Here is a 23143-nt window from a genome sequence, read left to right as displayed (position 1 = left end):
GTCAGAGCACCTTGAGGCCGTACATCTCCCCCAGCGGATCGGCGATCAGCTCGATCCGGGCGCCGTCCGGGTCGCGGAAGTAGATCGACGTACCGCTCTCCTCCTGGAACTCGACGCCGTGCCGCGTGAGGCTCGCCTTCAGCTCGTCCCACTTGCCCGGCTCCACCGAGATCGCCAGGTGGTGCAGCCCGCCGAGCACCTCGGCGTACGGCCCGAGATCGAGCCCCGGGAAGTCGAAGAACGCCAGCAGGTTCCCGTTCCCGATGTCGAAGAAGAAGTGCGTCGACCCCTCGTAGTCCCGGTTCCCCACCATCTCGGTCAACGGAAACCCGAGCACCTCCTGGTAGAACCGCACCGTCCGCTCGACGTCCGCGCTGAGCAGCGCGGTGTGGTGCAGGCCCCGTGCGGAGGACTTGCCGCCCTGCTTCAGGTACGCCGTTCTGATCCGGTCCCGCTCCGCCTCGATCGCGGGCAGGTCGATGTCGGTCATGCCGAGTCCCCCTCAGATCCGGAAGAACAGGTTCAGGTACCGGTCCGCGACGCCCCGGTCTCCGCGGATGGTACCGGCGTTGCTGCGCCCGAACGCGGTCAGTACGAAGCTGCCCGGGTCGAACTCGATCACCGTCGGCAGCCCGCTCACGTCACCCGCCGCGTAGTCCATGCCGTCCGGCCCGACGGTCACCCGGGTGTCGCCGGCGTTCGGCCCGCTGGTGATCCGGATCCCGAGCTCACACGGGTCCTTCGCACCGGTCGTGTACTTCCACAACACGAACATGAACGGCACCAGCAGGTCGGACGCCTCACCCGACAGCCCGTGCGCCCGCCCGGTGCCCTGCCGGATGTCCCAGGAGTGCACGCCGTAGTCCATCAACTGGAACGCCGGATAGAAGAACGCCGGCAGCGGACCCATGTAGAAGTGCGGCACGGTGAACCCACCCCAGTCGTCCGGCCCGAGCGCGTCGAACATCCCCATCATCTTGTCGAAGTCTGTTCGGAGCCGCTCGACGAGTTCGTCCTGAGGAACGTTGCGCAGCGCCAACGCCTGCTTGTCCACCCGCTCCGCCATCCCCGGCAGCCCGTACGCCGCCGGTACCTCAGCGTGCGACCGCGCCGCGTCGAACGCCACGAAGTACGCCTCGGTCGTGTCCGTGAGATGCGCCACCACATCCCGCACTTCCCAGTGCCCGGCCCCGGTCGGCGCCTCCCACCGGTCGGCACCGTCCACCATCCCGAAGAACAACTCCGCCTCGTCCCGAACCACCCGGAGCAGCGCGTCCTTACCCTCGAACGTCATCCCGTTCCACGCGTCCACGGCTGCTCGCCTCCACCCGAGAGGCCGATCCTTCAATTTCAAACTACGCCCCCGACACGCCCTCGTCACCACCCCCACGGCCCGATGTGAATTCCACCCCTGAAGTTTGCTACTGTTCTCCGGTCGGCACCGCGCAAGCGGTCAGACCACTCGTCCGGGTGGCGGAATAGGCAGACGCGCTAGCTTGAGGTGCTAGTGCCCGTTTTAGGGCGTGGGGGTTCAAGTCCCCCCTCGGACACACTTCCCCAAGGGTCACCCATCGGGCCGACCGCCACGATCGGACACCGCTTCGCGGCGACTGCCTTCGGCGCCGTCGGCGCAGGCGCGGATCGCGCCGACGGCTACACCAAACGGCGCCAGGTACTCGACAACCCGCCAGTGATCGTCATAGCCGCCCGGCCCATCGCGCCGATCCTGCGCCGTACCGACTGCCCCGAACGCCGACGCCATCCGACGGCGGAGTTCCTGCGTCGGCACCACGACCAGCACCTTCTCCGGCGGTTGGCGCGGCATCGACCAGTGACCGATGAGCGATCCGACAGCGCCCCGCTGCGCCAACCGCCAGGTCAGGTCCGACGCAGCCGGCATCGGCGACACCGTCGACTTCGAGCAGTCAGGATGAAGGTGGTGTCGGTTGCCTCTGGCATCCTGCTGGTCGGTTGGGGTGCTGGATTCAGGCAGGGGTGATTGTCGGGTTGAGGAGGAGTAGGCCATTGGGGAGGGTGTCGGTCCAGGCGGCCAGTTCGGGGGTGACGCAGACGGGTTCAGCTGTGGCGAAGGGTTGGCCTTGGGCGTTGGAGTTGCCGGTGCCGAAGGACTCCAAGCGCCATTCCTGGAAGTGGGCAAGGAGGACGTCGCGGACCTCGTCCAGTTGGGCGCGGGTGAAGCGGCTTCGGACTACGCAGAGCTGATTCGGGAGGCTCGGGGACAGCTCACGGGTGACCGCTTCGACGTCGGTGGCGGCCACGACGAGGACTTCCTGGTCTTCGGACGGACGGAAGATCGCCCTATGTACCAACGCCCCGGACGACTCCAGGTCGCGGATGTCCAGGTCCATGTCCGAGACCGGGCTATGCGGCCAGCCGTCGTGCCAGACCACGTTCAGTGGCCAGCCCCCGGGAGGTGGCGGGCATGGCGGGTGGGTCCGGTCCACACGCCGCAGTGAAGGCCGGCCTTCCGGAGTCTGTATCTCGACCTCGATGCTCTCGTCACCGAGCCGTACCTGCTCACCGAGGGCGGGCGCATGCCATTTCCCGACCACGGTGATGCGGCCCGGGATCAGATTCGGGCCGACCTCGGAGGAGGCGGCCACTGCGTCGGCACCGATCAGGCGGATCGACAGCTCCGACTTCCAGCCCGGCGGCTTGATCAGCAGATCGTCGCTGCGTTGCAGGTCGAGCCAGTCGCCGTCCGTGCCCGAGATGAAACGGCCAGAGGTACGGACTCTGTCGCCCGATTGGAAAACCAAGTCTCTGGCCGCCATACATCCAATATCCATTCGCTCGCGTGGCAACGCGAACGTCGTTCTCCTGGACCCGTAATCCTCGACCCGCACCCAGGTAGTTTGCTCGGCTGTCGTTGACTGGTCAGCGGGGCGGGAGGGATCGGGGTAGTCCGAACGAGGGTAGGACGCCTGGGTCGAAGCGGGTTATGGCGGAGATGTGGTCGCTGGCCAGGGTGAGTACGTAGAGGCCGGCCGCGTGGCGGGTTCCGGCCGGGGTGCGTAGGTACGCGCCGAAGGCGGGTTGGCCGTTGGCTCGGGTTGGTACGAGGTCGAACCTGCGGCCGGCGCCGAACTGGCGGGCCCAGTAGCGGGACACGGCGTCTCGGCCCTCGTATCCGAATGGCTCGGGAGGCATGGCGATGAAGACGTCGTCGGTCAGCAGGGCCACCAGCGCGTCGAGATCGGCCGACTCCCACGCGCGGGCGAACCTGCCCACGATCGCCTCCTCGGCGGGCGAACCTGCGGCGGGCGGCGGCTGGTGGCCGGCGGTTTGCCGGCGGCGCTGCAGGCCGGCGCGGGCTCGTTTGAGGGCGCTGTTGACCGATGGGACGGTGACATCCAGCATGTCGGCCACCTCGACGGCATGGAATCCGAGGACGTCCCGCAAGATGAGGACGGCAACCTGACGGGGCGGAAGCAGCTGCAGGGCGGCCACGAAGGCCAGCGAGATGGCTTCGCTCCGCTCGTAGCGAGCCTCCGGCCCGAGCGGCTGGTCGACGGCGCCCTCGAGGAACACGTCAGGGAACGGCTGCAGCCAGGCGGCCTCGTCGCGTGGGGTCGGCACGGGCGGTTGGAACTGCGCCATATCCCACTCCCTGGCCGGGCGCCTGCTTGCCGCGCGGCGCGCGTTGAGGCACCGGTTGGTGGCGATCTTGTACAGCCAGGTGCGCAGCGTCGCGCGGTCCTCGGTGTACCCGCCGATGCCTTGCCAGGCGGCCAGCATCGTCTCCTGGACGGCGTCCTCGGCGTCGGCGAAGGATCCGAGCATCCGGTAGCAGTGCACCTGCAGCTCCCGCCGGTGGGACTCGGCCAGCTCCCGGAACGCCTCGCCGTCCCCGGCCCGCGCCCGTGAGAGCAGATCGGCCCGCACCATCCTGCGCTCCCTCCCTCCGCGCCTGTCGTGCCTCTACCCGGTATATACACCGCACAGGACACGAACTGGGCGGTGCGCGGGCGCCCAGTTTCCCGGTACCGCGGTGTATCCACTAGCGACCGCCCGGACGATCGTGCCGCGGCAACTGGGAACGACCCCTGGAGGTTGACGATGGAATCGCTCGCTCGCGTGTTCGGCGGCTGGCGGACCGGCCTGTCGGGGCCTGTCGTCGTTCTTCAGGCTGGGACCGCGGTCAACTACTTCGGCACTGGACTGATCCTCCCGTTCGAGATCATCTACCTGCACCAAGCCCGTGGCTTCTCAACGGCGACCGCAGGGCTGGTGCTGGCGGCGGTCATGGCCACGGCGGCGGTCGTGACGCCCCCTTCGGGTGCGCTGCTCGATCGTTTTCGTGCCAAGCCGATCCTGATCACCGGCAATCTCGCGAGCGCACTGGGCTACGGAGGCTTCGCGTTCGTCGAGCGTCCCTGGCAAGCCTTCGTCTGCTCCGCCGTCGGCGGCGCCGGCTTCGGAGTCGCGAGCACCGCGAACCAGGTTCTGAGCCTGACCCTGGTCTCAGTCGAGCAGCGCGCCTCCTCGATCGCGCTCCGACGGGTCGCCGGCAACCTCGGTCTCGGCAGCGGCGCGACGGTGGCGGGTTTCGTCATCGCTGCCGCCAACGACCTCCGCGCGTACCAGGCGCTGTACCTGCTCGACGGCGCCACCTTCGGCGCCTGCGCGCTGGTTCTGCTCGTGGGGATCCCGAATCTCCGCAGTACGAACGCTGCGCCGGAGAGCGACGGGCGAACAGGATTCCGTGCGGTCGCTCACGATCGGCTCTTCCTTGTCCTGATCGCCGCCAACATCGTGCTCATCATGACCGGCGGCGCCTTCTTTTCCAACATCCTCCCGCCGTTCGCGAAGGCGCATACGCCGGGCGGGCCGGGCGAGATCGGCATCGTCATTTTCATCAACACGCTCTTCATCGTCGTCGCGCAGCTTCCAGCCACACGAGTCGTCAGTCGCATGCGCCGCACACATGCCCTGGCCGCGACGAGCGCGGTCTTTGCGATCGGGCTGCTCGCTGTCCTGCTCGCACCGCTGACGACCTCGACGCTCACCGCGACCGCTGTCCTGGCCGGGGTCGCGATCGTGATCGCGATCGGTGAGTGCGCGCAGTTCATCGTGCTCGGCCCAATCGTCGCCGATCTCGCACCGCCGCATCTCCTCGGCCGCTACATGTCGCTCTACGGCCTTACCTTCATGGCAGGCGTAGCCCTCGGCCCCGCAGTCGGCGGCGCACTGCTCGCAACCTCACCGGACGCGGTCTGGTGGGGCGGCGCTCTGGCGGCAGCACTGACCGGAGTCGGCTTGCTGCGACTCGGCGACCGAATACCCGACCCGCTCCTGCAGACGCAACGCCCTGCACCTCGAGCAACCAGCGCGGCCGATCAACAAGGTCGTGACTGAGGTCTTCCGAAGATGACCGCTGCCTGCGCCGTCGCAGCTGTGCTCGGATGCGGGCACAGCTGCGAGCGGCACGAGGGTTACTTCGCTGCGACGCGGCCGGCGTGGCGTTGGGTGAAGTCTGGGGACTCCTTGGTGGTGATGATGACGTCGTAGTAGCCGTCGTCGGTTGGCCAGGTGATGACGCGTTCCTGGCCGGCGGGGACCTGGACGGTCGTCGTGCGGCCGGCGAAGTCGTTCGCGGTCAAGGTGTAGGTGAGTGACCGGCGGCCGACGGCGGACAGGGCCAGCTCGACGGTTGCGGCGGACCGGCCGTGGGGCTTGACCAGTCGGACGTCTACCCGGGGCTGGGGTGAGGTCTGGTCGGTAGCGGGGACGACCGTGCCGGCGAAGGACCGAATGAAGTGGTCGGGACCGTAGAACGTGAACGCGTACTTGCCGTTCGTCGTCTTGGTGTCCCACGCGTACGACTTCGACCGGCGGTTGCTCGCCGTGAGGGGCAGCGCGTCCTGGCCGATACCGAGTGGCTCGGCGCCGACCAGGGCGGGTACGTACTTGTCGGCCAGCCCGACCAGGCTGACCGCCTTGCCCTCCGGACCGCCCTCGACGGTGAAGGTCGCGGTTGCGGTCCCGGTCACGGGGTTCTCGACCAGGACGCCGTTGGGCTGGAACGCCAGCGGGCTCCGCTTCGCCCGGCCGGTGATCGGCTGAGTCGGCAGCACCTGCGCGCCGACGGCCGGCTGGGGTACGGGCGGCAGGCCGGCGTCGACGACGACCGACTTCAGCAGGTCGGCCGGCTTCGGCAGCTTCGGGAACGACGGGTCGAAGTTGCCGAAGTCGATCGCCGACAGCAGGTTGCCGGAGACGCTGCGCCGCCAGTCGTTGATGTTGGTGCAAACGGCCGGCCGACCGAGGCTCTTGGTCCACTCCTCGATCAGCTGGATCGTCGAGGTGTGGTCGAAGACCTCGGAGTTGACGAAGCCGCCGCGGGTCCACGGCGAGACCAGCACGAACGGGACGCGACCGCCGAAGCCGGGCTTGATCCCGGGGGCGCGCTCGCCGGTGGTGCCGGCCTCGGGGATCGGCGGTACGACGTGATCGAAGAAGCCGCCTTCGCCGATGCGGTTCGCGTGGTCGGGCTCGTCGTAGTTCAGGACGATCAGCGTCGACTCCCACAGTTCGGGGTTGTCGTGCACCGCCTGGATCACCCGGTCGGTGTAGACCGCGCCGTTGTTCGGGGCGTACGTCGGGTGCTCGGTCCACGCGGCGGGCGCGACGATCCAGGACACCTCGGGGATGTCGCCCGACGCGCAGTCGGCGATGAAGTCCCGCAGTACGTAGTCGACGTTGGAGGTGTCGTTCTTGATGCCGGCGGGCTGCGTGGTGTGCGCGTACACGACGTTGCCGCGGGCAAGCAGGCCCTGGCGGGGCAGGGTGTTCTCCGGGGTCGCGTTCTTCGGGTCGAACGCCGCGAACGACCGCACGGTGTTGTCCGTGTAGTCGCCGAGGAAGTTGTCGTCGGTGTCGTTGTTGACGTAGATCTGCCAGCTGACACCGGCCTCCTGCAGCGTCTCCGGGTACGTCTTGAACTTGTACGCGTACCCGTAGTCGCCGTTGTTGTTGATGACCGGACCGCCCTGCGTGCCGGCCGCGTCGTTGGTGCCGGCCCACATCATGATGCGGTTCGGGCTGGTGCTGGTGTCCAGCGACGAGAAGTAGTGGTCCCCGATGGTGTACGCCTTGGCGATCGCGTGGTGCCACGGCACGTCGGCTTCCATGAAGTACCGGTTGCGGGCGCTGGTGTTCTGCGCGTTGTACTTCAGGCTGTCGGCGTGGTACGGCAGCAGGTAACCCTCGGCGCGGCTGTTCGGGTCGTAGTAGATCGTCCGGCCGTTCTGCCAGGTCAGTACCTGCTTGTCACCGAAGCCGCGCGCGCCGGCCAGGTCGAGGGTGCCGAAGTAGTGGTCGAACGACCGGTTCTCCTGCATCACGATCACGACGTGCTTGAGGTCCTTGATCGTGCCGGTGCGGCGCGAGTGCTGCGCGGGCTGCGAGCCCGGCGTGCTGTCGGCCGTCGTGACCGGGTTCGGCGCGGCCTGGGCCGGGGCGGCCTGGGCCGGGGCGCTCGACAGTCCCCCGGCGGCGACCGCGGCACCGGTGGCGCCCGCGGCCTGCATCAGCCGGCGCCGGCTGATCCGGTTGCGCCCCGTGGCGCCGTCCGCGGGTGCCGAATCGTTGTCAGACATGGGGTTGCTACCCAATCTCTCGTGGCGGTGAAGTCCCCCAAAGTCAACGTCGAAAGGTCCGGACCTCGCGAGCGTCGCGTGATGAACGTTCCCTGAAGACTCAGGGCACCCTGCCCGGCAGGTCACCCCCTGTTCACCGGCGCGTCATGGGCGGCATCGGGTCCGTTCACCGCCGCCGCCCAGCGTGGGCCCGGTGAGCAGCAGCACGGCCTCGGCGGCCGCACCGTCACTGCCGTCGAGCCGGCCGCGGCCCGTGGTTCTGAGCGTCGGCTCGCCGTACGGTATCGACGACTGGCTCGGCGGACCGGCCGGCCGCTACGACTTCGTGTTCGTGAACGACGAGGGCGCCGGCGCCGAGGTCTATCTGGAGGATCCCGCGACCGGGCGGATCTACCTCGAGGTCGAGCACTTCGGCCGCGGCGTCAGCCGGGCCGTCACGGCACCGATCCCACCCGGGACGTACCGCTGGGTCTGCATCACCGACTACACGATCAAGTACAGCCGGCCGGTGATCGTCACCGGCGACCCGCTGCCGTACGACGTCCACGGGATCGTCCCGGTGACCGGGCTCGACCTCCGGATCCCGATCAACTCATACGTCGAATGGATCACCGGGCAACTGCCCACGCTCACCCACCAGGTGGAACAGCTACGCCACGCCCTGCGTGTCGACGACGCGGCCGGAGCCCGGCGGTACTGGCTGGCCGCCCACCTCACCTACGAGACGCTCGGCGGCGCGTACCGCGCGTACGACGAGACCGGTGACGACATCAACGCCGACCCGCCGCGCGGTGTCGCTCCCGGGCGGCTCGCGGACGCGGACTTCGCCGGCTTCCGCAAGATCGAGGCGATGCTGTGGCACGACCGCCCCGCGGCGACGATCGAGCCGTACGCCGACACGTTGCTCGAGGCAATCACCCGGCTCGCCGACGAGCTGGCGCTGCCGAACGCGATCACGCCGATCGACATGGGCCGGCGCGCTCACGAGATCCTCGAGGATGCCCTGCAGTGGGACCTGAACGGGATCGGTGACGCCGGCAGCCAGACCGAGTTGGCGACCGTGGACGCGAACATCACCGGCGTCTGGCAGGCGCTGGAACCGCTGCGGCCGATCCTGCGCCGGCAGAACCCGTACCTGCGGCAGACCGACGAGCAGCTACGGCGTACCCAGGAGCTGGTTCGCAGCCACCACCACGACGACGGCTGGGTCGGGCTGGCCGTCCTGACTGTCCGGCAACGGGCCGCGGTCAATGCCGCCGTACAGCACAGTGTCGAGCTGCTCTCCCACGCCGCGGCCATCGTCGATCCGCGCAACGCCACCAGTGACCGAGGCCCGATCACCCATGACTGACCACTCCCCCGTCGCCCATCAGGCCGGCATCCTCGAGCCCGCGCAGCAGGCGGCGATCGTCGTCGCGTTCCTCGTGACCGCGCCCGACCGGCCGGCGCTGGAGCGGATGTTCCGGACGCTCACCGCGACCATCCGCTACCTGGTCACCGGCGACGACGCACCGGCCGGACGCGGCAGCCACGACGGCCTCGTGTCGACGCCGTACGAGAACGGCGTACTCGGCCCTGGCACGGTGCCCGACGGCCTCACCGTCACGGTCAGCGTCGGTGCCGGCCTGTTCGACGACAGATACGGCCTCGCCGACGTCAAACCGGCTCGGTTGCGGCCGATGGACGAGTTCCCGAACGACGCGCTCGACCCGGAGCGCTGCGACGGTGACGTGCTGCTGCAGATCTGCGCCGACCACCGCGACACCGTGCTGCACGCGCTCCGCATCCTGATGCGCGCGACCCGGGCCGACCTGCAGGTGCTGTGGCAGCTGGAGGGCTTCACCAGCCCGCCCCGGCCGACCGGGACGCCCCGTAACCTGTTCGGTTTCAAGGACGGTACGGCCAACCAGGAGATCCTGCACCGTCCCGAGCTGCTCGACCAACTGGTGTGGACCAAGGCGGGCGGCGACGAACCGGGCTGGGTGACGGGCGGTTCGTACCACGTGGTCCGGTTGATCCGGATGTTCGTGGAGTTCTGGGACCGGATCTCGATCAACGAGCAGCAACGGATCTTCGGCCGCGACCGCGACACCGGCGCACCGCTGTCCGGCCGCCCGGGCGAACGAGTGGCCGGTCAGGAGGAGTTCCAGCTCCCGAGCTACTACCGGGACGCGCATGGCAACACCGTCCCGCTGACCGCCCACACCCGGCTGGCCAACCCCCACGACGGCACCGCCGACGACCGGCGGATGCTGCGCCGCGGCTTCAACTACAGCGCTGGAGTCGAGCCGAACGGGCAGCTCGACCTGGGGATGATCTTCGTCTGCTTCAACGCCGACCTCGACCGCCAGTTCGTCGCCGTACAGACCCTCCTCATCGACGAGCCTCTAGTCGACTACATCTCACCCTTCGGCGGCGGCTACTTCTTCGCCTTGCCCGGCGTACAGAACGCCGACGACTGGTTGGGCCGCAGCATGCTCGCCTGAACCTCAGCGGGGTGGGCGGAGCACCGCGAACGGGTCGGTGACGGTGAGTTCGCGGGCGGCGAACTTGTAGACAGTCGCCGGGCGGCCGCCGCTCTGGCCGGGGCTCGCCCGGCGTTCGGTGGGGTCGATGACGTGCCGGCGGGTCAGGACCCGGGTTAGATTGGTGGCGCCGAGCTCGTAGCCGAGTGCGGCACCGAACAGGTCACGGAGCTCGGCGATGGTGAACTCCAGCGGCGCCAGCGCGAAGCCGATGTTCGTGTACGACAGTTTCGCGCGCAGCCGTGCGACCGCGGCGTCGATGAAGAAGTGATGGTCGAACGCCGTCGGCGGCAGTTCGTCGACGCAGTGCCACTGCGTGTCGGACGGGAGCTTCGGCTGTACGTCGGACGGGACGAGACCGAGGTACGCCGTTGCCAGTACGCGGGCCCGTGGATCACGGTCGATCGCACTGTGCGTAGCCAACTGCTCGAGGTGCGCGACATCGCGGACGTCGACCTTCGCCGCGAGGTGCCCGGTAATGGCGTCCCGAAGCCGCTCGGTGCGCTCGACCCCGCCGCCTGGAAGCGACCAGCGCCCACGGTACGGGCTCCGCGCGCGTTTCCACAGCAGCACGCACAGCCTGCCGTCGCGAACCGACAGGACCACGGCGAGCACCTCGTGCGGGTAAGTGGGGAAGTTAACCGGATCACCTTTCTTGGCTGTGGACACGAGGCCGATGGTAGCGTGCCTGCTAGTTATCGCCTCTGAAGCGAAAACATCACGGAAGGTGCGGCGGATGGAAACGGAGACGGTCCGGACCGCGGTCGCGGCGGCACTCGCCGAGGACCAGGCGGCGGACGACGTGACGACCCGGTGGAGTGTCCCGGAGACGCTCGAGGTCGAGGCGACGATGATCGCCAAGCAGTCCGGGCGAGTGGCCGGGCTGGCTGTTGTCCAGGAGGTGTATGCCGCCGTCGACCCCACCGTGAAGGTGCGGACCACTGTCGCCGACGGTGACCCGGTTGTTCCGGGGCAGCCGCTGGCGTGGATCAGCGGCCCGGCGCGGTCGATCATCACCGGCGAGCGGGTCGCGCTCAACTTCGCCCAGCGGATGTCGGGCATCGCGACCCTCACGTCGGCGTTCGTCGCCGCGATCGGGCAGCGTCCGGTCGCGCTCCTCGACACCCGGAAGACGGCACCCGGCCTCCGGGCCATGGACAAGTACGCCGTGAGCTGCGGCGGCGGGACCAACCACCGGCTCGACCTGTCCGCGATGGTGCTGCTCAAGGAGAACCATCTCGCCGCGGCCGGCGGGGTCGTTCCCGCCGTACGCCGGGTCCGGGACGGCATGGCCGCCGAAGACACCCGCGTCGCGATCGAGGTGGAGGTGACCACGGCCGACGAGGCCCGCGAAGCCCTCGACTGCCAGGTCGAGTGGATCCTGCTGGACAACATGTCTCCCGTGCAGATGGCCCGGATCGTCGAGCGGCGCAACTCCTCCGGATCCGCCACCCGGCTCGAGGCCTCCGGCAACATCACCCTGGACACCGTCGCGGACATCGCCCGCACCGGTGTCGACGCCGTCTCGGTCGGCGCCCTGACCCACTCCCCCGACGCGCTCGACATCAGCCTGCTGGTGGCTTTGCCGTCTCCAGTTATCGCTTGCTGAGCGAAAACCTCGCGAAAGAAGGACCTGTTGTGACCACGGCAATCAGCTGGCAGGAAGAGGTACGGCGCCTCGCCCAGGACCGGGACGCGGTGATCCTCGCCCACAACTACCAGGAGCCGGCGATCCAGGACGTGGCGGACCACGTCGGCGACTCGCTCGCCCTGTCGCGGATCGCGGCCAGTACCGATGCGTCCACGATCGTGTTCTGCGGCGTGCACTTCATGGCCGAGACCGCCAAACTGCTCAGCCCGGACAAGACCGTGCTGATCCCGACGGCCCAGGCGGGCTGCTCGCTGGCGGACACCATCGACGCCGACCAGCTGCGGGCCTGGAAGGCCGAGCACCCCGACGCCGTTGTCGTTGCCTACGTCAACACCAGCGCGGCGGTGAAGGCCGAGGCGGACGTCTGCTGTACGTCGTCCAACGCGGTCGACGTGGTGAACTCGATCCCGGCGGACCGGCCGATCCTGTTCCTGCCCGACCAGTTCCTCGGCGCGCACGTCCGGCGGCAGACCGGCCGGGACAACATCGAGGTGTGGATGGGCGAATGCCACGTGCATGCCGGCATCAGCGCGGCCGATCTGCGCGCCCAGGTGGCCGCCGATCCGGAGGCCGAGGTCCTCGTGCACCCCGAGTGCGGCTGCGCGTCGTCGGCGATCTGGCTCGCCGGCATGGGTGATCTGCCGTCCGAGCGGACCCACATCCTCTCCACCGCGGGCATGCTGGACACCGCCCGCGGCATGACCGCGAAGACGGCGCTGGTCGCGACGGAGATCGGCATGCTCCATCAGCTGCGCAAGGTCAACCAGCAGACGACGTTCCTGCCGGTGAACCCGAAGGCCTCGTGCCGCTTCATGAAGATGATCACCCCGGAGCTGCTGGTGCGGTGCCTGCGGGAGGGGCGCGACGAGATCCAGCTGCCGCCCGAGGTCGTCGAGCGGGCCCGGCGTTCGGTCGAGCGGATGGTTGCCATCGGCAAGCCCGCGGGTGCGCGATGACGCGCGCCGACGTCGTCGTCATTGGCTCCGGCGTGGCGGGCCTGTCGACCGCACTCGGCCTCGCGGCGACCCGCGACGTACTCCTGCTCAGTGCCGGCGACGGCAGCACGCCCTGGGCCCAGGGCGGCGTCTCGGCGGCGTACGGCGAGGACGATCCGCTGGATCACGCGCACGACACCCAGGTCGCGGGCGCGGGCTTCTGCGATCCGCGGAACGTCCGCGCGCTGGTCGAGGAGGGACCGCAGCGGCTCGCCGAACTCATCGCCCACGGCGCTCGCTTCGACCGCAACGGCGACGGCTCGCTGTCGCGGACCCTGGAGGGCGGCCACGGTCGTCCCCGGATCGTGCACGCGGGCGGTGACGCGACCGGCGCCGAGGTTCATCGTGCCCTCCGGACCGCCCTGCAGCGAACCAGCGTGCAGACGATGACCGGGCGTACGGTCGGCCTGCTGCAGTCGGAGTCCGGAGGCATCGTCGGGGTGCTCGTCGAGACGGGCGGCGAGGTCAGGCAGGTCGAGGCCCGTGCCGTCGTACTGGCGACCGGCGGCATCGGCAATGCCTACCTGGCGAGCACCAACCCGTCGACGGTGCGCGGCGACGGCATCGCCCTGGCGCTGCGAGCCGGCGCGTCGCTGGTGGACATGGAGTTCGTCCAGTTCCACCCGACCGCGCTCCACACCGGGGAGACCAGTGGCCAGTTGCCTCTGGTCACCGAGGCGGTCCGAGGTGAAGGCGCCGTACTGCGTGACATCCACGGCCGCCGGATCATGGCCGGGCGGCACCCGCGAGCCGACCTGGCACCGCGGGACATCGTGGCTCGGGCGATCGAGGCGACGATGCGCCGCGACGGATCCGACCACGTCTGGCTGGACGCGACAGCTGTCGCACCCGACGTACTGCGGAAGCGGTTCCCGACCGTCCTGGCCTCCTGCGCCCGCATCGGCGTCGACCTGCTGTCGGAGCAGATCCCGGTCGCGCCGGCCGAGCACTTCCTCTGCGGCGGCGTACGGACCGATCGGAACGGCGCGACCGACGTACCCGGCCTCTATGCCGTCGGCGAGGTCGCCGCGACCGGCGTCCACGGGGCCAACCGGCTCGCGTCGAACAGCCTGCTGGAAGGGCTCGTCTTCGGGCGTCGCGTCGCAACGGCCCTGACCCTCGACCTCCCCGCGCAGGACCTCGGCCGAGTCCGTGAGCTCGCGCTCGGAGACGACCGTCGGCCGGAGCGGATCCGGACCATCCTCAGCCGGTACGCCGGCATCCGCCGCGACGGCGCCGGCCTGAACGCCGCCGCGGACGAGCTCGAGTCCCTGGGCACCGGCCCGCTCGCGACCGTGGCGCGCGCGGTCGTCGTCGCGGCGACCGCACGACAGGACAGCCGCGGCTGCCACTGGCGTTCCGACTATCCGCAGGCCGACGAACGATGGGACGACCACACAGTCGTGCGCCTCGACCAGGAAGGCCGCCCGACCACGCGCCAACCTGTCACAACGGGGTGATCGGCGTTACTGGTTCGCGCAGGCGGCGACGGCCAGGGCGTCGACGAAGTCGTTCATCTCGTGGCCGGAATGGCCCTTCACCCATTGGAAGGCGATGTCGCCGCGTTCGGTCACCAACGTCACCAGTGGTTCCCACAGGTCCCGGTTGGCGACCGGCCGCTTCGCCGACGTGAGCCAGCCGCGCTCGAGCCAGCCCGCGTACCAACGGTCCCGGAAGCAGTTGACGACGTACGTCGAATCCGAGACCACCAGCAACGGTCCGTCGTTCGCCCGGACGGCCTCGAGCACGGCCCGGATCTCCATCCGCTGATTCGTCGAGGCAGCCTCATGGCCGGCGGCGTACTCCGCTTTCGACAACGCCCACGCCCAGCCGCCGGGGCCGGGGTTCCCGGCGCACGCGCCGTCGGTGAACACCGGCCGCGCACCGGCGGGCACTGTCATGTCGGGCGGCCGCGGACGGCGCCGGCGAACGGGAGGCATCCGCCGAACTGTACTCCCAGCGCGAACCTCGGTGGCAAGATGACTCGCATGACCCTGCCTGCCCTTCCTGAGGAATCCTTCCGACGGGTGCTGTGCGTCGTCGCGCACCCTGACGACATGGAGTACGGGCGCGTCCGCGGCGGTCGCGCGCTGGACGGCGCGCGACATCGAGGTCGGCTACCTCCTGCTCACCCGCGGCGAGGCCGGCATGCCGAACCCTCCCGCCGAGACGGCTCGCCTGCGCGTCGCCGAGCAACACGCCGCCTGCGAGGTCGTCGGCGTCAACCACCTGACCGTCCTCGACCATCCGGACGGCGTGCTGGTCTACGGCCTCGACCTGCGCCGGGACATCTGCCGGGAGATCCGCCGGTTCAAGCCCGACGTGGTGCTCGGCTCCGGCTACGAGATCGAGACGCCGTTCGGCTTCGACCAGGCCGACCACCGCGCGGCCGGGCTCGCGACCCTCGACGCGGTGCGCGACGCCGGTAACCGGTGGGTCTTCCCGGAACAGATCGACGACGAGGGCCTCGAACCGCACTCCGTCCGCTGGTACCTCGTTCCCGGGCTCGCCGGCTTCGCGTCCCACGGCGTCGACGTCACCGGGGAGCCGCTGCGCCGCGGCATCACCTCCCTCGAGGCCCATGCGGCGTACCTGGCCGCGCTTCCCGGTCATCCCGCCCCCGCCGACCTCATCCCGAAGTTCACCGCGATGAGCGGAAAGGCCATGGGCGTCGAGCACGCCGTACTGTTCCGCGCCCACGACTTGCAGGCACCACCGGACTTCTGAGACCCCGGCTCAGGAGGCACAGTCGAAACAGGTACGGGCCGTCGGCCTTGCCTCCAGGCGGGCCGGCGCGATCGGCCGGCCGCACCGCTCGCACACCCCGTAGGTGCCGTCCGCCACGCGATCCAAGGCCGCGTCGATCTCCGTCAACTGGCGCTGGGCCTGCTCCACCAGCGCCGCGACCTGGGACCGCTCGAACGCGATCGTCGCACCTTCAGGATCGTGCTCGTCGTCGGCGTTCGCATCCCGCGAGGCCGCAACCACCTCGTCGAAATCCCCCGTCAGATCCGCCAGCCGCCGAAGCACCCGCAACCGCTCCGCCCCGAGCAGTTCACGAGCTCCGTCCATCCCACCATCCTGACACCCAAGGAGTGGCGTCAGGTGATGGTGGTCGTGCGGGTGGCCACGAGCGTTCCTCGCTTGAACGTACGGCGAGTGCCGGGAAGTCCGCGGATCACGTCGTTCAGGTCGGGGTGGGAGAAGACGACCAGGTCTGCGTTGTCACCTTCCCGTACGCCGTAGTTCTTCAGCCCCAGGTACCGCGCGGCGCGCGTCGTCACCATCGCGAAGCCTTCACGAACCTCGGCGTCGGTGCGCAGCGCCGCGGAGAGACAGGTGACAAGGCAGGTCTCGACCGGGTCGAGATTGCCGAAGCGGAACCACATGTCGTGGAGGTTGTCCGTACCTGCTGCCACGTTGACACCGGCAGCCAGCAGCTCCTTCGGCCGCGATGCACCCCGGCCGCGTGGGGTGGTGCCTTCGCCGACGAGTTGGAGGTTGCCGACCGGGCAGATGCAGATCTGCATGCCCGCCTCGGCCACCAGGGCGATCACCTCGGCGGCGTGCTCTTCCGGGTACGCCGCCAGCGCACAGCAGTGCACCGCGTTCACCCGGCCCTGCAGGCCTCGCGCGATCGTCTGCTCGGCGACCAGTTCGAGCGCCCGCTGCGACGGTACTTCGGACATGTCGGCGTGGATGTCCACATCGACGCCGAACTCGTGCGCCAGCCCGAACACCGCGTCCAGGTGGGCACGGTACGCCGCCGGGTCGCCCTCGTTGTCCGGGCCGCCGCCGATCAGGTCGGCGCCGAGTTCGAGTGCTTTCCGCAACAACGGGACGGCGCCCGGGTCGCGGACGATGCCTTCCTGCGGGAACGCCACCAACTGGAGGTCGATCTGCTCGCGGTACGTCGCCCGTACCTCGAGCAGCGCCTCCAGCCCGGTCAGGCCGACCGAGCTGTCCACGTCGACCTGGGCCCGGATCGCGCCGACACCGTTGCCGACGGCGGCTTCGATCGCCTGACCGGCTCGACGTACGACGTCGTCGTGGGTGAACTCGCTCTTCACGGCGGCGCCGCGGGCCATCGACTCCGCCATCGAGGTGTCGCCGATCGGGCCGAGTCGGGGGAAGGTCAACGCCTTGTCGGGATGGAAGTGTGCGTCCACGAACGACGGGCAGACCAGCCCTCCGGCCGCGTCGACGACGGCGCCGGTCCGTGGTGCGCCGGTTGCCGGGGCGACCCGGGTGATCACGCCGTCCGTGACGGTCAGGTCGGCGAGCCCTTCGCGGTCGAGGAGTTGCGCGTTGGCCACCACAGTGGTTGTCATCGGCACCTTCTTTCATAATTCCGGTATACGGAAAACATCTTCCTTATGACAGATATATTTGAGGCTCCGCCATTGACTCGGGTAGCCCCGGCTGCGGAAGATCCAGCTGTTCCACGGAGGAGGAGAACATGACCGGAACGGATGTCGGCACCGCCGAGCGCGGGCTCACCATCTTCAACGAACTGCCGGACGACGAGCTGACCGCGCACCTGATCGCGTCCTGCCATCTGCCGGTACGGCGCTGGGCGGACGACGTGACCGCCGCGCGTCCGTACCCCGGCCTCGCGGCCCTGATCGAGACCGCGCAGCGCGGCGCGGCGCAGCTGTCCGCGGCCGAGATCGTCGCGGCGCACGACGGCCTGCTCCGGCTCGGCGACCCGATCCGCGGTGCGCACGCCGAGGCGCGCTGGTCGAAGAGCGAGTCCGGCGGCGTCGGCACCGACGAGCAACTGCTGGCCGAGCTCGAGCAGGCGAACATCGCGTACGAGGCCCGCTACGGCCACGTCTTCCTGATCAGTGCCACCCGACTCACCGGCCGGCAGATCGTCGACGCGATCCGCCGCCGGATCCAGCACGACGACGCGGCGGAGATCGCCGAGATCAAGGGCGAACTGGCGAAACTGCTCGCGATCCGGCTGCCGAAACTGCTGCAGGAGCTCGCCGGCCCCGGCGGCGCGGGCTAGGCCTGCTCGGGCAGCGTGTCGCCGATCATCTCCAGTGAGTTCCGGCGTCCGCTCGCGATGTGGTCGGCCGAGATCCGCCGCGCCTCGGCCCCGTCGCCCCGCTCGATGGCCGCGAACAGCAGTTCGTGGTCGTCGAGCGCCGAGTGCGAGTCCCGCGGTGAGGTGAGCCTGGTGAGCCAGCGCGCGCGGCCACTGATCTGCCGCATCATCCTGGTCAGCAGGTTGTTGTCGGCCAGCAGTACGACGGACAGGTGGACGTCGGAGCTCTCGCTCGCGATGTCCGCGTCGTCGCCGGTCGCCACCGCGGTCCGCTCCCGGTCGATCGCGGCGCGCAGTTCGCGCAGCAGGTGTGCTCCGTCGGACCCGACCCGCGCGGCGGCCAGCTCCGCGGCCAGCGGCTCGAGGGCGCCGCGCACGGCGTACAGCTCGTCGACGTCGCGCCGGGTCAGCTGGTTCACCACCGCGCCGCGCCGCGGCTGGCTCGTCACGAAGCCCTCCGCCTCCAGCATCGGGATGGCCTCGCGCAGGGGAATCCGCGAGACCTTCAGGCTGTCGGCCAGCAAGGTCTCGCGCAGTTTGGTGCCGGGAAGGATCCGGCCGTTGATGATCTCCTCCCGCAACTGCTGGTAGATCAGCTGGGGCAGGGAACGATCGATCCCGCCGATAGGCTGCACGGTCAACACACCTCCGGTCACACATGGCGCGACCGTTCCGGCCGGGTCCGGTCCGATGCGCACAGGTCTCTTTCTACACGGCGAAGCGGCACTCCCGGCGTCCCGTCGCAGGGCGAGTCCGCCCGGCGGCCGCCCCGCAGGACCGCGACCGGGTGGCTGATCGCGTCCGGATCGAGCAGCGGGTCGCCGTCCACGACGACCAGATCCGCCACCTTCCCGGCCGCCAGGGTGCCGACGGCGTCGTCCAGGCCGAGAAGTTCCGCGGGCACCCGGGTGAACGCCTCGATCGCCGCCACGGCCGGCATCCCCGCCTCGCCGGCCAGCCGCAGCCACAGGTCGGTCCGGGCGAACTCGGTGTCCCCCGGACCGGCGTCGCTGCTGATCGCCATCCGGCCGGCGTACCCGTCGGCGAGCAGCCGCCGTACGACGCCCAGTTTCGCGTCGAAGTACCGGCGCAGCCCGTCGTACTCGGCCTGCTCCGCCGGCGGCAGCGGGCGGTCGGCGGTCCGGAACCGCTGCCTCCGCTCGGCGCCACCGGCCTGCAGGGTCATGCTGACGAAGACCCCGGCAGCCAGCATCTGCTCGACCAGCGCGGGGTCGTAGTCGATCGCGCCGCCGCGCCCGTCGGCGAGGAAGTCCGCGTGCTCGACGCAGTCCACGCCGGCCTCGACGGCGTTCCGGATCGACCCGGTCGATCGGCAGTGCGCCGTCGTCGGCACGCCCAGCGCATGGGCCGCGTCGACCGCGACCCGCAACTCCGCGACCGTGTAGGTGACCTGATCGGGCCGGCTGCCGGGCGTACCGCCTCCCGACGCCATCAGCTTGATGTGGTCCGCGCCCTGCGCGACCAGCCGGCGGACCGCGGCCCGGATCGCGTCCGCGCCGTCGGCCTCCCCGTTGCAGAAGTGGAAATGCCCGAGGGTGGGCGTGATCGGCCGGCCGGCGAGCAGCAGCCGGGGCCCGGCGAGGTAGCCCCGCCGTACGCCCTCCCGGACCGCGAACATCACCGTGTTCCGTCCGCCGTTGTCCCGCACCGTGGTGATGCCGGCCGCGGACAGCCGGCGGAGGTTGGCCGCCGCGACCAGCGCCAGCAGTTCGTCCGGGTCGCGGTGGATGGCCGCGTAGTCGCGACCGTCGGCCGGCATCGTGAGGTGTACGTGCGCGTCGATGATCCCCGGCACGATCGTCGCGTCGCCGAAGTCGACGACCGGGTACGGCGGATCGGTCGTACCCGGTCGCACCGCCTCGATCCGCTCGCCGGACACGAGCACCTCGCCGTCGCGGAGCACCTGGCCGTCGCGGCCGGTCAGCACCCGCGCGGCGCGGTAGCCCACGGTCATTTCAGGCCCGACGAGAGCAGGCCCTGGATGTAGTAGCGCTGCATGACGACCGACAGCGCGACAACCGGCACGGTGATCACCGTCGCGGCGGCGAACATCTCGCCGTACATCGGCTGGTAGTTGGCCGCCGTCTGCAGGCTCGCCATCGCGACCTGCGCGACCTGCTTGTTCGGGTCCTGGTTCGCGACCAGCGGCCAGAAGTAGTTGCTCCACGACCAGATGAACTGCACCAGCGCCAAGGTGGCGAGGGCCGGTTTGACGTTCGGTACGGCGAGCCGCAGGAACGTCCTGGCCGGACCGGCGCCGTCGACCGCCGCGGCGTCGTACAGCTCCTCGGGGATGTCGCGGAAGCTCTGCCGCATCAGGAAGATGCCGAACGGGTTCGCGACGAACGGGAGGAACAGGACCGGGTACGTCGACAGCAGCCCGAGGCCCTGCACCGTCTTGTAGAGCGGCACGATGACCGCTTCGACCGGGATGAACGCGCCGAGCATGCACAGCCCGAACACCGCGGTGCCGAGCCGGGACCGGACACGGGCGAACCCGTACCCGGCCAGCGTCGACACGACCATCGCGCCGAGGATCTGACCGGCCGAGGCGATCACGGTGTTCAGCAGGTTCCGGCCGAAGCCGAGCGAGCCGAACAGGTTCGCGAAGTTGTGCAGGGTGAAGGGCGCCGGCACGAAGGTGCGCCAGCTCAACGGGTACGAATCCTTCACGATGTCGCCGGTCGACTTGAACGCCGAGAGCGTCATCCAGAGCAGCGGGAACCCGATCAGCAGGACCACCACGGCGACCACGAGGGTGCCGCGGAAGCGCCGCCCGATCGCGGCGAGCGCGAGCGGGGTCCGCGGCTCGGCCGACGTACGGCCGAGGGTCTGGTGCCGGACGGCGAGGACTGTGAGCTTGTCGTGGGTCATGCCGAGTCCTTCTCTCGCAGGAAGAACAGCTGGGCCGCGGTGACCAGACCGAGCAGGACGAGCATGCAGATCGTGGCCGCGTACGCGGTGCCGTAGGCGGAGTACTGGAATCCCTGCTGGTACGAGTAGTAGATGAGGTTCCGGGTGCTGTCGTTCGGTCCGCCCTGGGTGATGAGGAGAATCGAGGTGAACACCCGGGACCCGGTGACCGTGGCCATGAACACGGCCACCGCCGTACTGCGGCGCAGCAGCGGCACGGTGATACTCAGGAAGGTCCGGCGCTCGCTCGCACCGTCCAGACTGGCCGCCTCGTAGACCTCGGTGGGAACCGACTGGAGCCCGGCGAGGAAGATCAGCGTCGGCAGGCCCAGGTCCTTCCAGACGGAGATCGCGACCAGGCTGAGGAGGGCCTGGTGCGGACTGGTGGTGAACGGCTGGGACGGCAGTCCGACCGCGTTCAGCAGCGCGTTCAGTACGCCGCTGTTCGGGCTGAACATCTGGTTCCAGATCAGGATGGCGACGGTCTCGGACGCGGCCAGCGCCGCGATCACCGTGGTCCGCAGGACGGCCGAGCCGGCGATCCGGCGGTTGATCAGCTGGGCGAGCAGCATGCCCAGCGGAACCTCGACCACGATCATCGCCACGATGTAGAGCAGCGAGTTCACGACCGCGCGCCGGAACTGCGGATCCGCGAACAGTGCGTGGTAGTTGTCCAGGCCGACGAATCCGCCGGCCGCGTGGGTGAACGGGTTGAACGACTGGAAGCTGCCGGCCAGCGCCTGCAGCATCGGGTAGTACTGGAACAGCACCAGGCCGGCGACCGCCGGGAGGATGATCCAGTACGCGAACCGGTGGTCGCGGCGACGCAGCCGCGGTGGCGACGCGATGAGATGAACGGCCATGACATCCCTGCCTGACGTGTCGGCTACTTGTACTTCTTGAGGTTCTGGTCGATCTTCTGCGCGGCCGCGTGCAGCGCCTGCGCCGGATCGGCACCGAGCGCGATGTCCTTGACCGCCGGATTCATCGTGTTGAAGTAGTCGAACCAGCCGACCGTCCGCGGCGCCGGGGAGTTCTGCTCGCTCAGCTTCACCGCGAGTTTCTGGATCGGGTGCTGGTACTCGGTCATCTGGCCGATCAGCGACGCCCGGGCCGGGATCGACCCCCACAGCCGGTGGAACTGCACCCGGTTCGCGTCGTTCGTCAGATAGGCACCGAGGGCAACGGCCGCCTCGGGGTTCGCGGTCTTCGCCCAGACGATCGGCGAGTCCGAGCTGCTGCAGCCGAACAACGACTTGCCGCGCGGCCAGGGAGTCACACCCCACGAGAAGCTCGGCTTGTTCTCGGGCCTCCCGTAGTAGTTCGCCACACTGAACGAGTCGAGCGAGAGGGCCGCCGTACCGGCCGTCAACTGGTCGGGTACGGCACCTACCGGCGTGAGGCCGTCCTTGAAGGTCTGCTGGTAGTAGGTCATCCCCTGGACAGCCTCGGGCGTGTCCAGGTAGCCGGTGCTGGTGAGGCCGTCGTCACTCACCCCGGCCCAGGTGCGGTACGTCGTGGAGTCCTTCGCCGCGGACCGGTCGCCCATCGTGCGGATCCAGAAGCTCTCGTGCTGGGTGTAGTTGGAGCCCGGACCGCCGTTGCCCGCGGTGGATGCCGCGAGCGGCCAGGTCTTGGTGTCGCCCTTCTTCCGCAGGTTGTTCCGCAGCGCGTGCATCGCGTCGAACAGTTGCTCCATCGTCCAGCCACCGGACGGATCCTCGGGCTCCGGCGGCGGCGCGACGCCGGCCCGCTTGAAGATGTCGCGGTTGAAGTACAGGACCTCGGTGTTGTTGTCCCAGGGCAGGCAGTACAGGTGGCCGTTGTTCGAGCCGGCCTCGCGCAGCGGCGCACTGATGTCCTGGACGAACGCGTCGGTCAGGTAGGCCTCGAGCGGCAGGGCGATCTGCCCCACCGAGTACGCCACCGTGAAGTCGTTGCGGCCCATCATCAGGTCCGGCGCGTTGTTCGCCGCGACGTACACCTGGAGCTTGGTGACCAGGTCGCCGTACGGGACGATCTCTTCCTTCACGGTGACGTTCGGGTACGCCGACGAGAACTTCGTGTACAGACTCTGCAGGAACGCGTTGACCTGCGGCGGGTAGTCCTGCCGCATGAAGCGCAACGTGATCTGCTTGCTCGGCAGCTCCGGACCGCGGTATCCGCCGAGGTCGAGCTTGTAGTGGCCGGGGCCCGGCCCGGTGGGTACGGCGGCACCGGCGGTCGCGCTGCCGGAGTTCGAGCATCCCGCGAGTGCGGGGGCAATGGCGGCCGCGGCGGCACTCAGGATGAAGCCGCGGCGGGAGAGGTGACCCCCTGCAGGGGATGTCGGGTGGGTCATGATGCTGGTCCTCCTCATGCTG

The 23143-nt window shown here is 69.5% G+C and carries 23 protein-coding genes and 1 tRNA gene; 9 read left to right on the top strand and 15 right to left on the bottom strand.

Annotated features, from left to right (window positions below; all coding sequences use genetic code 11):
- Window position 1: 1 nt before the first annotated feature.
- Together ACQHIV_RS08395 and ACQHIV_RS08390 are read right to left on the bottom strand one after the other, a co-directional pair.
- Window positions 2-490, bottom strand: coding sequence for a VOC family protein (locus ACQHIV_RS08395; RefSeq protein WP_427892903.1), 489 nt, complete (start codon window positions 488-490; stop codon window positions 2-4).
- 12 nt (window positions 491-502) lie between these two features.
- Window positions 503-1294, bottom strand: coding sequence for a maleylpyruvate isomerase family mycothiol-dependent enzyme (locus ACQHIV_RS08390; RefSeq protein ID WP_427892902.1), 792 nt, complete (start codon window positions 1292-1294; stop codon window positions 503-505).
- Window positions 1295-1464: 170 nt separating this feature from the next.
- On the opposite strand from ACQHIV_RS08390, the gene ACQHIV_RS08385 reads away from it, so the two are divergent.
- Window positions 1465-1550 (top strand) — tRNA-Leu (locus ACQHIV_RS08385).
- A 14-nt stretch (window positions 1551-1564) separates the two neighbouring features.
- Here ACQHIV_RS08385 and ACQHIV_RS08380 read toward each other — a convergent pair.
- The 3 genes from ACQHIV_RS08380 to ACQHIV_RS08370 all read right to left on the bottom strand — a co-directional run bounded on the left by ACQHIV_RS08380 (window position 1565) and on the right by ACQHIV_RS08370 (window position 3909).
- Complete coding sequence (locus tag ACQHIV_RS08380; protein WP_427892901.1) at window positions 1565-1900, bottom strand: hypothetical protein; 336 nt, start codon at window positions 1898-1900, stop codon at window positions 1565-1567.
- 85 nt (window positions 1901-1985) lie between these two features.
- The gene (locus ACQHIV_RS08375; protein ID WP_427892900.1) at window positions 1986-2795 is read right to left on the bottom strand and encodes a hypothetical protein; all 810 of its coding nucleotides are present in this window, start codon (window positions 2793-2795) and stop codon (window positions 1986-1988) included.
- Window positions 2796-2898: 103 nt separating this feature from the next.
- Window positions 2899-3909: an RNA polymerase subunit sigma-70 gene (locus tag ACQHIV_RS08370; protein ID WP_427892899.1), complete on the bottom strand. Its 1011-nt coding sequence runs from the start codon at window positions 3907-3909 to the stop codon at window positions 2899-2901.
- A 171-nt stretch (window positions 3910-4080) separates the two neighbouring features.
- Between ACQHIV_RS08370 and ACQHIV_RS08365 the strand changes: the two genes are divergently transcribed.
- On the top strand, window positions 4081-5379 hold the full coding sequence (locus ACQHIV_RS08365) for an MFS transporter (protein WP_427892898.1): 1299 nt from the start codon (window positions 4081-4083) through the stop codon (window positions 5377-5379).
- Between the two features lie 77 nt (window positions 5380-5456).
- Here ACQHIV_RS08365 and ACQHIV_RS08360 read toward each other — a convergent pair whose 3' ends face one another.
- A complete protein-coding gene (locus ACQHIV_RS08360; protein WP_427892897.1) occupies window positions 5457-7622 on the bottom strand; it encodes an alkaline phosphatase family protein in 2166 nt (721 codons plus the stop codon).
- A gap of 193 nt (window positions 7623-7815) precedes the next feature.
- Here ACQHIV_RS08360 and ACQHIV_RS08355 point away from each other — a divergent pair, with 193 nt between their 5' ends.
- Both ACQHIV_RS08355 and ACQHIV_RS08350 read left to right on the top strand, forming a co-directional pair.
- Entirely contained in the window at window positions 7816-8973 is a 1158-nt protein-coding gene (locus tag ACQHIV_RS08355; RefSeq protein ID WP_427892896.1) for an imelysin family protein, read from the top strand.
- Complete coding sequence (locus ACQHIV_RS08350) at window positions 8966-10108, top strand: Dyp-type peroxidase (protein WP_427892895.1); 1143 nt, start codon at window positions 8966-8968, stop codon at window positions 10106-10108. The genes ACQHIV_RS08355 and ACQHIV_RS08350 overlap by 8 nt, the downstream gene beginning before the upstream one ends.
- A 3-nt stretch (window positions 10109-10111) precedes the next feature.
- On the opposite strand, the gene ACQHIV_RS08345 is transcribed toward ACQHIV_RS08350, so the two are convergent.
- Window positions 10112-10816 carry an NUDIX hydrolase gene (locus ACQHIV_RS08345; protein ID WP_427892894.1) on the bottom strand — a complete coding sequence of 235 codons (705 nt, stop codon included), beginning with the start codon at window positions 10814-10816 and terminating at the stop codon, window positions 10112-10114.
- Window positions 10817-10883: 67 nt separating this feature from the next.
- Here ACQHIV_RS08345 and nadC point away from each other — a divergent pair, with 67 nt between their 5' ends.
- The 3 genes from nadC to nadB are packed head-to-tail and all read left to right on the top strand — an operon-like array spanning window position 10884 to window position 14253.
- Window positions 10884-11756: a carboxylating nicotinate-nucleotide diphosphorylase gene (gene nadC, locus ACQHIV_RS08340; RefSeq protein ID WP_427892893.1), complete on the top strand. Its 873-nt coding sequence runs from the start codon at window positions 10884-10886 to the stop codon at window positions 11754-11756.
- 29 nt (window positions 11757-11785) lie between these two features.
- The gene (nadA, locus tag ACQHIV_RS08335; RefSeq protein ID WP_427892892.1) at window positions 11786-12754 is read left to right on the top strand and encodes a quinolinate synthase NadA; all 969 of its coding nucleotides are present in this window, start codon (window positions 11786-11788) and stop codon (window positions 12752-12754) included.
- Window positions 12751-14253, top strand: a complete 1503-nt coding sequence (gene nadB / locus ACQHIV_RS08330) for an L-aspartate oxidase (protein ID WP_427892891.1) — start codon at window positions 12751-12753, stop codon at window positions 14251-14253. Before nadA ends, nadB begins: the two co-directional genes overlap by 4 nt.
- Window positions 14254-14259: 6 nt before the next feature.
- Here nadB and ACQHIV_RS08325 read toward each other — a convergent pair whose 3' ends face one another.
- The gene (locus ACQHIV_RS08325) at window positions 14260-14733 is read right to left on the bottom strand and encodes a ribonuclease H family protein (protein WP_427892890.1); all 474 of its coding nucleotides are present in this window, start codon (window positions 14731-14733) and stop codon (window positions 14260-14262) included.
- 58 nt (window positions 14734-14791) lie between these two features.
- Here ACQHIV_RS08325 and ACQHIV_RS08320 point away from each other — a divergent pair, with 58 nt between their 5' ends.
- Window positions 14792-15520 carry a PIG-L deacetylase family protein gene (locus ACQHIV_RS08320; protein ID WP_427896435.1) on the top strand — a complete coding sequence of 243 codons (729 nt, stop codon included), beginning with the start codon at window positions 14792-14794 and terminating at the stop codon, window positions 15518-15520.
- Between the two features lie 9 nt (window positions 15521-15529).
- Here ACQHIV_RS08320 and ACQHIV_RS08315 read toward each other — a convergent pair whose 3' ends face one another.
- Together ACQHIV_RS08315 and ACQHIV_RS08310 are read right to left on the bottom strand one after the other, a co-directional pair.
- On the bottom strand, window positions 15530-15865 hold the full coding sequence (locus ACQHIV_RS08315; RefSeq protein ID WP_427892889.1) for a TraR/DksA family transcriptional regulator: 336 nt from the start codon (window positions 15863-15865) through the stop codon (window positions 15530-15532).
- Between the two features lie 29 nt (window positions 15866-15894).
- Window positions 15895-17124 (bottom strand): amidohydrolase family protein, encoded by a 1230-nt coding sequence (locus ACQHIV_RS08310; RefSeq protein ID WP_427892888.1) that lies wholly within the window; start codon window positions 17122-17124, stop codon window positions 15895-15897.
- Window positions 17125-17252: 128 nt separating this feature from the next.
- Here ACQHIV_RS08310 and ACQHIV_RS08305 point away from each other — a divergent pair, with 128 nt between their 5' ends.
- A complete protein-coding gene (locus ACQHIV_RS08305; protein WP_427892887.1) occupies window positions 17253-17807 on the top strand; it encodes a 2-oxo-4-hydroxy-4-carboxy-5-ureidoimidazoline decarboxylase in 555 nt (184 codons plus the stop codon).
- Here the strand turns inward: ACQHIV_RS08305 and ACQHIV_RS08300 are convergent.
- Genes ACQHIV_RS08300 through ACQHIV_RS08280 form a run of 5 tightly spaced genes read right to left on the bottom strand, consistent with a single transcriptional unit; the run spans window position 17804 to window position 23121 of the window.
- On the bottom strand, window positions 17804-18481 hold the full coding sequence (locus tag ACQHIV_RS08300) for a GntR family transcriptional regulator (protein WP_427896433.1): 678 nt from the start codon (window positions 18479-18481) through the stop codon (window positions 17804-17806). The genes ACQHIV_RS08305 and ACQHIV_RS08300 overlap by 4 nt on opposite strands.
- A 17-nt stretch (window positions 18482-18498) precedes the next feature.
- Entirely contained in the window at window positions 18499-19821 is a 1323-nt protein-coding gene (locus ACQHIV_RS08295; RefSeq protein WP_427892886.1) for an amidohydrolase family protein, read from the bottom strand.
- Window positions 19818-20741: a carbohydrate ABC transporter permease gene (locus tag ACQHIV_RS08290; protein WP_427892885.1), complete on the bottom strand. Its 924-nt coding sequence runs from the start codon at window positions 20739-20741 to the stop codon at window positions 19818-19820. The genes ACQHIV_RS08295 and ACQHIV_RS08290 overlap by 4 nt, the downstream gene beginning before the upstream one ends.
- Complete coding sequence (locus ACQHIV_RS08285; RefSeq protein ID WP_427892884.1) at window positions 20738-21643, bottom strand: carbohydrate ABC transporter permease; 906 nt, start codon at window positions 21641-21643, stop codon at window positions 20738-20740. The genes ACQHIV_RS08290 and ACQHIV_RS08285 overlap by 4 nt, the downstream gene beginning before the upstream one ends.
- Window positions 21644-21666: 23 nt before the next feature.
- Window positions 21667-23121, bottom strand: a complete 1455-nt coding sequence (locus ACQHIV_RS08280; protein WP_427892883.1) for an extracellular solute-binding protein — start codon at window positions 23119-23121, stop codon at window positions 21667-21669.
- Window positions 23122-23143: the final 22 nt, after the last annotated feature.

Origin of the sequence: Kribbella polygonati (assembly GCF_050320105.1) — a bacterium.
GTDB lineage: Bacteria > Actinomycetota > Actinomycetes > Propionibacteriales > Kribbellaceae > Kribbella.
The sequence above is the reverse complement of the archived record's forward strand: the minus strand, read 5'-3'. Positions and strand labels throughout refer to the sequence as shown.